General features: G+C 44.1%; 8 protein-coding genes. All 8 read left to right on the top strand.

The window, feature by feature from the left end; genetic code table 11:
- The first annotated feature begins 75 nt into the window (after positions 1-75).
- Positions 76-1,479 (top strand): N-acetylmuramoyl-L-alanine amidase family protein, encoded by a 1,404-nt coding sequence (locus NST85_RS17925; protein ID WP_341190012.1) that lies wholly within the window; start codon positions 76-78, stop codon positions 1,477-1,479.
- A 25-nt stretch (positions 1,480-1,504) separates the two neighbouring features.
- Entirely contained in the window at positions 1,505-2,125 is a 621-nt protein-coding gene (locus NST85_RS17920; RefSeq protein WP_341190011.1) for a GerMN domain-containing protein, read from the top strand.
- A 72-nt stretch (positions 2,126-2,197) separates the two neighbouring features.
- Positions 2,198-4,927, top strand: coding sequence for an S-layer homology domain-containing protein (locus NST85_RS17915; protein WP_341190010.1), 2,730 nt, complete (start codon positions 2,198-2,200; stop codon positions 4,925-4,927).
- A gap of 87 nt (positions 4,928-5,014) precedes the next feature.
- On the top strand, positions 5,015-5,683 hold the full coding sequence (gene nth / locus NST85_RS17910; RefSeq protein WP_341190009.1) for an endonuclease III: 669 nt from the start codon (positions 5,015-5,017) through the stop codon (positions 5,681-5,683).
- Between the two features lie 35 nt (positions 5,684-5,718).
- Entirely contained in the window at positions 5,719-6,003 is a 285-nt protein-coding gene (locus tag NST85_RS17905; protein WP_127190745.1) for an NAD/NADP transhydrogenase alpha subunit, read from the top strand.
- Between the two features lie 213 nt (positions 6,004-6,216).
- Positions 6,217-9,915: a dynamin family protein gene (locus NST85_RS17900; RefSeq protein ID WP_341190008.1), complete on the top strand. Its 3,699-nt coding sequence runs from the start codon at positions 6,217-6,219 to the stop codon at positions 9,913-9,915.
- A 53-nt stretch (positions 9,916-9,968) separates the two neighbouring features.
- Positions 9,969-11,741, top strand: a complete 1,773-nt coding sequence (locus NST85_RS17895; protein ID WP_307395644.1) for an ABC transporter ATP-binding protein — start codon at positions 9,969-9,971, stop codon at positions 11,739-11,741.
- Positions 11,738-13,591 carry an ABC transporter ATP-binding protein gene (locus NST85_RS17890; protein WP_341190007.1) on the top strand — a complete coding sequence of 618 codons (1,854 nt, stop codon included), beginning with the start codon at positions 11,738-11,740 and terminating at the stop codon, positions 13,589-13,591. Before NST85_RS17895 ends, NST85_RS17890 begins: the two co-directional genes overlap by 4 nt.
- Positions 13,592-13,596: the final 5 nt, after the last annotated feature.

Below are 13,596 nucleotides of genomic sequence, written 5' to 3'. Positions count from 1 at the left end.
CGTCTGGCAATGTCGAAGATAGCAAAAACATCCTTCTTCTCGTCAGACAAAAATACTAGGATGGTAGGGGTGTGAATGAAAAAAACTGGTCTAATGTTGTTTATGTTGATTTGTATGTTTGCTTTTCCGGGACTGGGACATGCTGCTGGCAGTACAAACATTTACCTGGATGGAAAGGCGCTGAACTTGCCTAAGAACGGTGAAGTTCAAAATGTGAATGGTAATATCATGATACCAATTCGTGTCGTCGTGGAGGAGCTAGGATTTAACGTCAACTGGGAGAAAGTAACGCGCACGGTAACCATAAAGCAAGCTGATACAACGCTGAAGCTGGTTGTGGGTGAGAAAACAGCAACAGTAAACGGCAATAAAATGAATTTAATGGTTGCACCGATCCTGAAAAGTGATACTACGCTCGTTCCACTTCGCTTTATTGGCGAGCAATTTGGATTAACAGTTCATTGGGATAATGCGGCGAAAACTGCATATTTAGTTACCCCAGGTGACAATAATTCGGGAGGGGATGTTGATCCAGGTAACGGCGGAACGACGGAACCGACTCCTCCTACAACTCCACCGGTAACCGATGAAAATTTGGCATCCATAGGTGGTATAAGTTTTAGTGACAACAAACTTATGATTGCTACGGATAAGAATGTAACACCGAATATATTCAAAATATCAGGACCCGAGCGGATCGTAATTGATATACCTAATACGAAGTTTGCAGATACATTCTCAAACATACTAGATTCTGATAAAAATGGGTATTTAGACGTGGAAGGTTATCCTGCTGTTTCCAAGATTCGTTATTCATTGTACAGTAACAGTCCATCGACTATTAGATTCGTTATAGATTTGAATCAAGCTCAAAACTATAAGTTGACCAATGATAATGATGGTCTTGTCATTATCGATCTAAATAGTGATTCTACCAGTAGCGGTAGAAAGTTAGTTGTTATTGACGCAGGCCACGGAGGAAGCGATCCGGGAGCCATTAGTGTAACGAAGAAGAAAGAGAAAGATTTCAACCTAGCGGTTACCTTGAAAGTGGAACAACTGCTTAAGAAAGAGACCCAATTTGACTACGTTCTTACACGTAGTGGTGATACGTATCCATCGCTGAAGGATCGGGTGAAGATCGCAGAGGATATGAATGCAGACATCTTTATTTCTATTCATGCAAATGCTGGTTCTGCTACAGCTAGTGGCGTTGAAACGTACTACACGCGTAAAGAAAGTCTTGCACTGGCAAATGTAATGCATAAGTATCTGGTTGCGTCTTCAGGACTTACGGATCGCAAGGTTCGGACCAAGAGTTTGCATGTTACACGGGAAACGACGATGCCTGCTGTCCTTCTGGAATGTGGTTACTTAAGCAACCCTAAAGATGATGCAATCTTATTTACTGAATCTTTCCAGAACAATGTAGCTGAAGGCATTGTAAAGGGTATCAAGGAATACCTTGGTATCCAATAAAATGTTTCGCGAAGGAGGAGTCATCATGAGCAAAAAGTATTTGGTTTCCGGGATGTTGATTCTTTTGTTGGTCTTGAGTGCAGGATGTGGCCAGAAGCCGCAGGCTTCGCCTGGTAACTCTCAGAATAATGCTACGGATAATGCTACAGAGAATGCGACAAATAGTACGACAAATAACGGTGTTAGCGATCCGACTACAGCATCACCAGGAAATTCACAAGAGAATCAAGATAAAGATAAACCTGCGGATAATAGCACGACGAAAACGATTGATTCTTATTACACCGACGATCAGATGTTAGAGTTGAAGAAGGTTTCCAAAGATATTTCTTATTCAAGCGATACTGAGAAGTATGAAGCTGCTTTGAAAACACTCCAGAATAGTAGTAGTACAGAATTGTTCGCTCTCTGGGAGAAGGTAGTGTTCAAATCTGTTAAGTTTGAGAACGGAGAACTTACAGTGGACATCACACTTCCGGATGAAGCACGCCTTGGGGCAGGAGGAGAATCGTTAGCTCTAGATTCATTGAAGCAAACCTTGTTTCAGTTCTCCGAAGTGAAGTCGATTGAACTCCTAGTTGATGGAGCCCAAGTGGAAAGTTTAATGGGTCATGAAGAGCTTGAGCATCCGATGACAAGAAATTAAGGAAAATTAGAGGAAAGAGGTCCCTTACCGTCGAATATGGTAGGGACCATTTTTTTAAAAGGAGAGAAAATAATGTCATCATTTAAACGCAGCTTTACACGAAATACGAAAAAAGCAGTTTCTACCATGCTCGTTACGGCTATGTGCCTTAGTGGCGGTGCAGCGGTATTTGCTGATCAAGCTACTACTCCTACGGCTCAAAGTGTTGCGGCTGTATCGATATTCAGTGATGTTAAAGACGGATTCTGGGCAGAAAAGCATATTTATAAACTTGCGGCTGAAGGAATCATCTTAGGAGATGCTGGTAAATTCCGCCCAAGTGATAGTGTAACTCAACAGGAAGCGATCACAATGGCGATTCGTTTCATGAACTTAGATTCAAAATTAGGTAATGGTGAGGGCACGCCTACTGAACTTACAGTAAGTAAGTATTTCAAACCTTATTTGGAACTTGCTGTATCGCAAAATCTGATTGATAAGAGTGAAGAAATTGCAGCTACAGGCGCTAAGGAATCTTGGGGTGAGAAAAAGGCATCGCGTGAATGGATAGCAAAAATTCTGGTGCGTGCTTTAGGTAAGGAAACAGAGGCAAAAGCTTCAGCTGGTCAAGCTACTGGATTTGCGGATCATAATAAGATTACAGCATCAGCGCGAGGTTACGTTAATGTAGCGGTCCAACTGGATATCACTAAAGGTGTCGAAGGCAACAAATTCGATCCACTCGGTAAGGTTACAAGAGCGCAGATCGCTACGTTTCTAAGCCGTGGAGGAGATCACTTTAATCCCGGTTATAGTAATGTTTATGAAGGCATCGTGACGGAGTTGACAGATAGTAAAGTTACTCTGACAGCGAACGGTAAGATGAAGTCATTTACACTAGATAACCGCAGCGTATATTTCACGAAGGACTCAGAGCTTAAGGCGACAAAAGCTGAACTGAAGCCATATACGAAAGTATTAATTGTGGATAAAGTAGGTTCTGCTGCGTATGTTGAAGTAGTAGATGCTAAGGCGCAGCTTGAGAGTACGGAAGGTACCTTGTTACGGATGTTGAGTGGTAACCGTATGTTGCTATTGGTAAACAATGATTCTGTTACCTATACTTACGATGATAATACGGCATTCATGGATCAGAACGGTAATACCATTAAGGCGGAGAGCCTTACACCGGATAGTACGCTTGTAGTTCAACGCGAAACTTATTCAGGGGCTAATAAGCCGATTATCGTTCAAGTGAAATCAGCTATTGTGAACAAAAGTGGTAAAGGTACTATAAGTAGCGTAAATGTTACGGATAAAACACTGAGTATCAAAGATGCTTCTGGTAACACAGAAACATTTAAGTTCGATGACAGCGCAGCCGGAACAATTGTGCGGTATCAAAGTCAGATTCTTACCCTTGGTGAATTGAAGGCGGATATGGCAGTGAGTTATGTAGTTAAGAATAACGTACTGGATTCGATCGAGGTTTCTCAAGGCGTGGAACGTACGGTTACAGGAACTTTGATTAGTGTTGAAGGCAATTCTCTCTTATCTTATAAGAATGCCAGTGGATACCCTGAAGTGAAATTGTTGGTTGAGAAGCCGAGGGTTGTCATCAATGGAATTAATGATGCGACATTGGCGGATTTGATCGCCGATTTGAACGGTGGGGATAAAGTGGAATTGACACTGGATCCACAAGAACGAGTAACCCAAATTGTTGTACAGGGACGTCAGTCCGAAGTGCTCTCGGATGCTGCAGTTGTTAATTATGACTCAAAGTCAAAGACGCTAACGGTTCTGGACTCGGCTAAAAAGCCACATGTTTTTGTAGTAAATGATAAAACTAAATTGGACTACAACTCCACTGCACCAACTCTTTCAGGTATTGAATCACTTTTGACTAAGGACCGGAAGATCAATATTACTCATATTGGGGACCGGGTGTTGTCTTTACAGGTGATTTACAAATATGAAGGAACATTCTTAGCAGCCAATACGACAACGAAAATTATTACAGTTCAGTTGGCCGATGGGAAGACTGTAGCTGTACCTTATCAAGGATCGCAGCCATCAATCGAACTATTTGGTAAGAGTAATACAACTGTCAATGATATCAAACTTGGCGATCCAGTAACAGTCATTCTGAGTGCTAATCAGGATACGTTACAGACGCTTGCGATCAAATCGGTGGTTCAGTTTGAAGTATCTTCAGTAAATACAGCTAATAGCCGCATTCGTGCTGTGTCAAATGGACTAAGTAGTGAATTTTATGTGAATCAGGCGACATTGCTTGACGAAAATGGTAATGTTATTAAGCTCTCCAATCTGGAAGCAGGACAAACGATCAATGTAACCTTTAATGGTCAAACTGCAGTTGCAGTTCAAGTGGTTAAGTTAACACTAGGTAAAATTCAAGCGGTAGATGGGTCTAATCTAACCTTGAAACCGTATAGTGGTGGTACGGAAATCTTCTCACTCTCCGGAGGAGTAAAGGTGTTGCGCGGAACCTCAGTAAGTACGGGAATTACTAGTCTGACAACTTCGGATCATGTAGAGGTTCGTAAGGCTAGCGATGGTGGCCTAGTAGTTAATGTGCTAACGGTTCTTGAGCGTAAAGTATCAAGATACGATGCGAATAATAAAGAGATTTTAGTGATTAGAGCGTCTCTGTCAGACAACAATTTTAGGTTCGCAGTCACACCTGAAACATATATTCATCAAGGTGATACGACATTATCCGTGCAATCTCTTAAGGAAAATGATAATATTGTTTTATATTTCAACGGTGACAAACTGGTTGAGGTCGAAAAACAATAATCATTTTCGTAGGAATAACCGTCTTGATGCGGGATTTTTCCCGGATTGAGGCGGTTATTTATACGTTAAAGGAAGTTGGGTGGAGACATGAATGCCGCGGGTGTCCGCCATATCTTGGATTGTATAGGCGAAATGTTCCCGGATGCACATTGCGAATTGTTGCATAGTAATGCTTTCGAATTAACGATTGCTGTACTGTTGTCTGCGCAATGTACCGATGCGACTGTGAATAAGGTGACGGTGGATTTATTTCAAAAGTACAAAACTCCAGAAGACTACGTCTCCGTCCCGTTGGAAGAGTTAGAGCAAGATATTCGTCGTATCGGTCTGTTTCGCAGTAAGGCCAAGCATATACAGAAAATGTGTATGATACTGATCGAGGAATATGGAGGTGACATTCCAAGTGAGCATGATAAGTTGGTATTGTTACCGGGTGTTGGACGTAAAACGGCCAACGTTGTTGTTTCCAATGCATTTGGTGTTCCGGCAATCGCTGTAGACACTCATGTGGAACGGGTGAGTAAGCGGCTGGGGCTTGCGGGTTGGAACGATACCGTATTAGAAGTCGAGAAGAAATTGATGAAGCGGATCCCGAAGGAAGAATGGACGCTTACACATCATCGGCTTATTTTTTTCGGTAGATATCACTGTAAGGCACAAAACCCACAGTGTCAGATCTGTCCGTTGCTTGATGTTTGCCGCGAAGGCAAAAAGCGTATGAAAAAGTCACAAGTCAGAAAAGATAGAGAAGCGTGACAAAAAAAGATAACGATAGTAGAGGATGAGATTCCATGAAATGCATTTCCGTATACACTGATAACTTTGAACTATTTTCGGATGTTTTCGAAAAAGTGATTGAAATTGAATTGCAGGAGAACGATGAGCGCGAGATTGATGGTCTTACCGTCAGCGATTCCGGCGATGTGCCTGAGCATTATTTGGAGCGGATGGCTGTTAAACCAGAAGTTGTCGTCATGAAGGATAAATCTAGAGGCATCACTATTTTACAACATGGTAAAGTGTTTGAAATATTGATTCCATCAGAAGCTGATAAAGCTGAAGCAGCGTTGATGTAATATTCGAAAATAACCAGTTCCTGGGATGTGCTTCCGAGGACTGGTTATTTTTTTTGTCTATTTTTTTGTTTGAACGAATTGTCTCAGAACCCTTCCATGTATCTCCAAGGTAATGTAGAATGATTGTATTTCCTGAAGAATTATATAGAAAATACATATGTAAACTTTCGTGCCGCATTTCACGGTAGTAGCAAGGGAGGAGGAGAATATTCGATGAAAACGATTACAGATAGTCAAGATCATTCATTGCAGATGCTGCTCGACCAGCTTAGTGATTTGTACAACCAGTGTGGAGATGACACAGCTTGGCGGGAAATAGATGATCTACAGAAGAAGTTGTCTGCGGGTGAATTGACACTATCCTTCTGCGGTCATTTCTCGGCTGGGAAATCAAGTCTAATTAACTCATTGTGTGGGAAAGACGTCTTACCGTCAGCGCCGATTCCTACAACTGCGAATGTCTCCGCGCTCCGTCATGGTCTACCTCAAGTTCAATTAACCCCAGTAAGAGGGGAGAGAGATGAAAGCGAGCGAATAGTCTCAATCCAGTTAGGCGATTTTGAGAAGTATTGCCGGGATGGAAATACATATTCAATGATTAAGCTATGGGACGACATCCCACTGTTAGGTGAACATGGTGTCCTATTGGATACTCCTGGTGTTGATTCAGGTGATGCCGCTCATGCACAAGTTACGAATTCAGCCCTGCATTTGGGAGATGTCGTGTTTTACGTAATGGATTATAATCATGTGCTGTCAGAGAGTAATCTTTCATTTGCCAAAATGTTGGCGGACTGGGGTAAACCACTCTATTTGGTTATCAACCAGATCGATAAGCACCGTGAGCAGGAAGTATCATTTGAAGCTTACAGGGAATCTGTTGAACAGGCTTTCGAATTGTGGGGGATAGTCCCTACAGGTGTTTTGTATATTTCATTGAAAGATCTCAATCATCCTTTAAATATGTTGTCGCAATTAAGAGCGTGTATTACGAATTTATTAATTGAAAGAAAGTTATTACTACATTACAGTATCGCTTGTTCTATTCACCATGGGGCGGAAAGCTTTTTGAAGCGTTGCGAAATAGCTGAAGAAGATGAGAGGGAGGATTTGCTGTCGGAAGTTGGTGGTGCTGAGGTTCTTGAGGCGCTGCAAATGGATTTAACTGCTCTGGAGGCTAGGATAGAATCAAACGATAACTTGTTGGAGTCATCGCGCAGGGAGTTTACCAAAGATCTGGATCGACTGCTCGGAAGTGTACATATTATGACCCCTTCGCTTCGGGAGGCAGGGGAACTTTATTTAGCTAGTCGCGAAAGTAACTTTAAGACGGGACTATTGTTTAGTGGTGGTAAGACACAAAGAGAGAAAGATCGAAGACGGGATGATTTTTTGTCCAAGCTGCAGGAGGGAACATCTGCACAGGTTGACTGGCATGTTCGAGATTTACTTCGCAAATTTGGAAGAAGCCATGATCTTTGGAGCACGGAATGGGAATCCGTGATGGATGCAGCGTTGCCGCAAGCGGAAGAGGAATGGATCGCAGGCCCGGCCCAAGAGGGTGCGCTGCTCTCTGGGCAGTACACGCTGCGCTATGCAGCAGATGTAGCAGCCGGCATTGCCGGGCGCTATCGCCGCGCTGCGCTCGCGGTAGCCGAGCGGCTGCTTGCGGAGGAACTTGCGGCGCGCGTAGCTACCGCGGCGCAGGACCTGGCCGCTCAGCGCGCCGCCTTGCTTGCGCGATCTAAAGCGGCGACGCGGTGGCAAGCACTTGACGCCGCCGCCAAGGAGCGCGCTGCGCAGTTGCACGCGCTGCTCGGCGCAGCCCCGGCCCTCACCCCCGGCACCCTGCCGGAGGTGGGGGAACCGCCTGCGCTGGCCGCGCCGCGCACGGCGGCCCCGGCGCCGGAGGCGCTAGCCGTTGCCGCAGCTGCGGCAACATGCTCGCCCGCGCCGCCCGCGCTTGTGCCGGCAGCGCCAGCCGCGGCCATGCACGGCCAGCAGCGACTAGCGGCTGCGGCCGAAGTGCTGGAAGCCGCAGCTGAGGTGCTTGCCCCGTACCCGGTCTTTGGAACCGGGGTCAAAGAACTTCGAGCACGCGCGGTCCACTTACGCGGTGGCAAGTTTACGGTTGCGCTGTTCGGTGCGTTCAGCGCGGGTAAGTCCTCCTTCGCTAATGCTTTGCTAGGATCGGAGATATTGCCTGTATCACCGCATCCAACTACGGCAGCAATCAACGTGATCATGGCACCTCAGAATGGGATGCAGCATGGCCAGGCGAAGATTGTTTTTAAGACGATAGAAGCGATGAAGAGCGATCTGATCTATTCATTTGAATCACTACAGCTCGGTACATGGAAGGAACAGAGTTGGCTGTCTCAAGTGTCCAAATTAAAGATCAGTGATGTGCCTCCTTTAGGAAGGGCCCACTATAGCTTTCTAAAGGCAGCAGCTTCCGGTTGGACAGAATATGTCTCTCGCTTAGGAGGTCAGGACATAGCTAGTTTAGAGGGTTTCGTCTCCTATGTTTCTGATGAGAACAAGGCTTGCTTTGTCGCTGAAATTCAATTGTATTACGCTTGTCCTTTGACAGATCAGGGGATGGTCATTGTAGATACGCCAGGTGCAGACTCCATCCACGCGCGTCATACGAATGTGACTTTTCAATATATGAAGAATAGTGATGCTATCGTATATGTAACTTACTACAATCATGCGTTCTCCCGGGCGGATCGTCAGTTCCTAGCCCATCTTGGAAGAGTGAAGGGGAGTTTCGCATTAGATAAAATGTTCTTCATTGTGAATGCAGCTGATTTGGCCGCAACACCTCAGGAACTTGATGAAGTCATAGATTATGTGAAGGATGGACTTCGTGGAGTAGGTATCGAATCACCGCAAATTCATGCTGTTTCAAGCCAGATGGCTCTGGAATCCAGAAGTGTAAATGGAGGGGTTTTAGATTCTATTTCAGGGTTTGCGAAGTTTGAGACTGCCTTCTTTGAATTTATAGGTCAAGATTCTGCTGGCCTCGCCTTGGATGCGGCGCAAAGAGAATTCAGTGTGCTAATGGACCGTGTAGTGCAGTGGACAGCTACCTTGACACAAAGTAAGGAAGAGCGAGAAATGCTTCTAGAACGGCTTCAAGAGAGCCGTAAGAGCTTTGTAACTGAGTTGGGTGCTTTATCGCAAATGACTTGCGATATGGAGATCCGCCAAGAAGTAGAAGAACTGTTGTATCATGCTCGGCAAAGACTGCGTTTCCTAGCAGGTGATCTGTTTCTTGAATATTTCCACCCCACATTACTCCAGGATGATGGCAGTGATATAAAGCGGAAGTTTACTTCAACATTCCATGGCTGGCTGGCTGGGTTATCTCTGGAATTGGAACGAGAAATACAGGTTACCTCGCTGAGAATGGAGAAGAAATGTGATACTTTGCTCAACGTGGTATATAACGCCTGGTTGGATGACTTAAAGGGGAAATTGGATATCATTCCGACTTTTGTTACTCATCCTACTGTCACTTGGACATCTCCTGAGGCGAAAGAAGGATGGCTTTCACAGGTACTCGATCCGAGTGCTTACTGGACTTATTTCAAGAATCCTAAGGCTTTCTTTGAGGGAGGTGGTAAGCAAAGACTTCGTGAAGCCGTAGAGTCCTCACTCGAGATTAAAGTTAAAGAGGTTGTGGAGGAGGCAAGCCAGAGCTTGATTAACTTGTATTGTGAGGAGACGGCAACAAGGTTGTCTGCGCTGACAGGATCTTTAGAATCACAGTGGGATGAATGGGATTCAGGTATTGGCAATCTTACACTTTCTCCAGAAGGAGAAGAATCGTGGGGAATCGTGATGGAACGGCTTCACTCCTTGAATCTTACTTTATCTGCGAATAACCACAACATCACAGAATAGATTAAGGAAATCAAATAAAATACAACATGATTGTTCTACTGGGAGGGAAATACATGGACGTACTAAGGCAACTTCGAGGATTTTACAGGGAAAGGCTTAATTATTTGATCCTGTCCATACTGTGTCTGGCAGCCGCTACGGCGCTTGGGCTCGTGTATCCTCAGCTCTTGAGGAAGTTAATTGATGATGTAATTAAGCCAGGAAATTATGGAGATGTATTATGGATTGCAATAACGGCCGTATCCGTTGTTGTCGTGAAAGCTTTATTGCAGTTTTTGCACGGTTTTTTTGGCGGGAGACTCGGTAATTTTCTTGCTTATCGTTTACGAAATGCTTGTTATGAAAAATTACAATTTTTATCATTCCGCTACTATGATACGGCAAAAACAGGGGATTTGATGTCAAGGCTGACAGGGGACCTGGAAGCGATTCGTAACTTTGTTGGATTTGGATTTGCACAGATTCTAAATTTGGTGCTCATGGTTGCATTTGGTTCGGCCATGATGATGTCTATAAGTTGGAAACTCACCTTGCTTACGATGATTACGATTCCGTTCTTGGCCGGAGTCGCTTTGAAATTTGAATCCAAAATTCACCCTGCATTTCAGGAAATGCGTCAGGCTCTTAGTTCATTAACGTCGGCAGTACAAGAGAATGTTATGGGTGTACGCACAGTTAAGTCATTTGCCCGAGAGCCGTATGAAATGGAGAAGTTCTCTCATCGCAATGAACGATATAAGGATAATCAAATCTTTGCAGCGATACTTTGGAGTAAGTTCTTTCCGGTAATGGAGCTACTCGCTTCAATTAGCGTGGCAGTCCTACTATTGGCTGGAGGAACGTTTGTCATCAAGGGGGAAATGACCCTTGGAGAATTAGTAGCCTTCTTTAGCTTAATTTGGTACATCATAGGTCCTATGTGGGGACTTGGGTTCCACATTAACAACTATACTCAATCTAAAGCATCTGGTGAACGGGTGTTGGAGATTCTGAATCAGCAGATTGATGTGAGAGATAAACCGAATGCTACTGTTCTTGATCCACAAAAGGTGAAAGGATTCGTAGAATTTGACCATGTTACATTTGCTTATGGAAACAAGATGCCTGCAGTGACAGATATTGATTTTAAGGCTGCCCCTGGCTCGGTTATTGGTTTTCTCGGGGGTACGGGTTCGGGGAAATCAACAATTATACAGTTACTGATGCGGGCCTACAATGTGAACGAGGGCAGTATTCGCTTGGATGGGCAGAATATCTCAGATATCAGCGTACACAGTCTACGAAGTCAGATTTCAACGGTGTTTCAGGAGACGTTCTTATTCTCATCCAGCATTCTGAATAACATTTCCTACGGAATGAACAATGTAACGATGGACGATGTTGAAAGGGCCGCAAAATTAGCCAAGGCGCATGAGTTTATTATGGAGATGCCTGATGGTTACGATACAGTAGTTGGAGAGCGTGGTATGGGATTATCGGGTGGACAGAAACAACGAATAGCCATTGCTCGGGCATTACTCAAGAATCCTAAAATTCTGATTCTAGACGATGCAACAAGTGCGGTAGACATGGAGACGGAGCAAGAAATTCAGTCAGGATTCCAAGAAGTTATGCGGGGGAGAACTACATTTATTATCGCTCACCGGATATCTTCACTACGGCATGCTGATGAAATTCTCGTACTAGATGAGGGAAACGTTGTACAACGAGGTACGCATAAAGAACTAATCCAAGTTCCCGGGCCATACCAAGAAGTCTATCGCATTCAATACGCAGATCATCTAGCTAGAGCAACCCGCACTGAAGGGGAGGCGGAATCATCATGAGTACTCAAACTGAAACGAATAAGAAACATCAATCTAACGTCAAACATAATAAAAAGATAGAAGAAAGATTTATTTACCAAGATGATGAACTCATCGATAAAGGTTTTGATTGGAAACAGTTCCAGCGATTGTTCGGCTATATGAAGCCATATGCGAAACAACTTCTTCCATTGGTTGGTCTGATGACGATCCTTGGCACAATCACTAAACTGACGGTACCTTTTCTAACGAGTCTTGCCATAGATAAAGCGATCGCACCAGCCGATGGAAATACGAGCCTAAAGTTACTTTACATTTTGTCTGCAGCAGTGGTGGTATTGTATATCATCCAATGGGCAGCTAGTGTTTATCGCATCAAATACACGAATATTATTGGTCAAAAAGTCATTTATGACGTTCGTTCGGATTTATTCAAACATATTCAGAAGCTATCATTTAACTTTTTCGATAAACGGCCAGCCGGTTCTGTACTGGTAAGGGTAACGAATGACGTCAATTCACTGCAAGAGCTGTTCACGAATGGTGTCGTCAACCTCATGATCGATTGTGTTCAGTTAGTCGGGATTGTCGTAATTCTGTTGCTCATTAATTGGAAGCTAGGACTTGCAGTAATGATTACGGTACCGATTATGTTCCTGATCTCCACTAAATTGAGACAGAAGATTCGGATCGCCTGGCAGGTAGTTCGGATGAAGAACTCGCGAATAAACTCTCACCTGAATGAGTCGATTCAAGGTATTCGCGTAACTCAGGCATATACACAAGAACAGGAAAATATGAAGTATTTCGATATGATGAATAAGGAAAGTAAGAAATCTTGGGATAATGCGTCCGCGATGAACCAAATGTTTGGCCCGCTTATTGAAATAACGGGGGGAATAGGGACCTTCATATTATTTATGCTTGGGGTTTATTTGATTCAATCAGGGGAATTAACGATCGGCTTACTTGTTGCATTTAGTAACTATGTAGGTAATTTCTGGGATCCGATTAATCGACTGGGCCAAATGTATAACCAACTGCTTGTTGCCATGGCATCATCAGAACGGATCTTTGAATTTATTGATGAAGAACCAAGTATTGCGGATAAACCGGGAGCGCTACCGCTGCCTACGATCCATGGTGATGTACAGTTCAAGCATGTTGTCTTTGAATATGAAAAAGGGCGTCAGGCTCTTAAGGGAATTGATTTGAATGTTCAACCAGGGCAATCCATCGCTTTAGTTGGTCATACGGGCTCGGGTAAGAGTACTATTATTAATTTGATCAGTCGATTCTACGACACGACAGATGGAGCCGTATTAATCGACGGACACGATATCCGCGATGTTACTGTGCAGAGTTTGCGTAGTCAAGTTGGGATCGTGCTGCAAGATACGTTTATTTTCTCCGGAAGTATCAGGGATAATATTCGGTTTGGTCGGCTGGATGCCACCGACGAAGAAGTGGAGAGTGTAGCAAGGGCAGTGGACGCTCACGACTTCATTATGAAACTTCCAGGTGGTTATAACACGGAAGTTGAGGAACGGGGAGGGGCGTTATCCATGGGACAAAGGCAATTGCTTTCCTTTGCTCGCGCGCTACTAGCCAATCCACGAATCTTGATCTTGGATGAGGCAACCGCCAGTATAGATACCGAGACAGAGCTTAAAATTCAAGATGCCTTGAAGGTGCTTCTAAAGGGTAGAACCTCGTTCATTGTTGCCCATCGTTTGTCAACGATCCGTAGTGCTGATAATATCGTCGTGTTGGATCATGGCGAGATTAAGGAATCGGGTACACATGATGAATTATTGAAATATGGTGGCATTTACTCAGGTTTGGTAGAGGCACAGTTTCGGTTTTTGTAACCTTT

Origin of the sequence: Paenibacillus sp. FSL K6-2524, from assembly GCF_038005525.1 — a bacterium.
Lineage (GTDB): Bacteria > Bacillota > Bacilli > Paenibacillales > Paenibacillaceae > Fontibacillus > Fontibacillus anaericanus.
Note: the sequence above shows the minus strand (reverse complement) of the source record. Positions and strands in the feature narration are given on the sequence as shown.

Bases quoted from the DNA above. Each gene is read 5' to 3' on its own strand.
- NST85_RS17920 (WP_341190011.1), top strand. From the start codon at position 1,505: ATGAGCAAAAAGTATTTGGTTTCCGGGATGTTGATTCTTTTGTTGGTC.
- NST85_RS17915 (WP_341190010.1), top strand. From the start codon at position 2,198: ATGTCATCATTTAAACGCAGCTTTACACGAAATACGAAAAAAGCAGTT.
- nth (WP_341190009.1), top strand. From the start codon at position 5,015: ATGAATGCCGCGGGTGTCCGCCATATCTTGGATTGTATAGGCGAAATG.
- NST85_RS17905 (WP_127190745.1), top strand. From the start codon at position 5,719: ATGAAATGCATTTCCGTATACACTGATAACTTTGAACTATTTTCGGAT.
- NST85_RS17900 (WP_341190008.1), top strand. From the start codon at position 6,217: ATGAAAACGATTACAGATAGTCAAGATCATTCATTGCAGATGCTGCTC.
- NST85_RS17890 (WP_341190007.1), top strand. From the start codon at position 11,738: ATGAGTACTCAAACTGAAACGAATAAGAAACATCAATCTAACGTCAAA.
- NST85_RS17895 (WP_307395644.1), top strand. From the start codon at position 9,969: ATGGACGTACTAAGGCAACTTCGAGGATTTTACAGGGAAAGGCTTAAT.
- NST85_RS17925 (WP_341190012.1), top strand. From the start codon at position 76: ATGAAAAAAACTGGTCTAATGTTGTTTATGTTGATTTGTATGTTTGCT.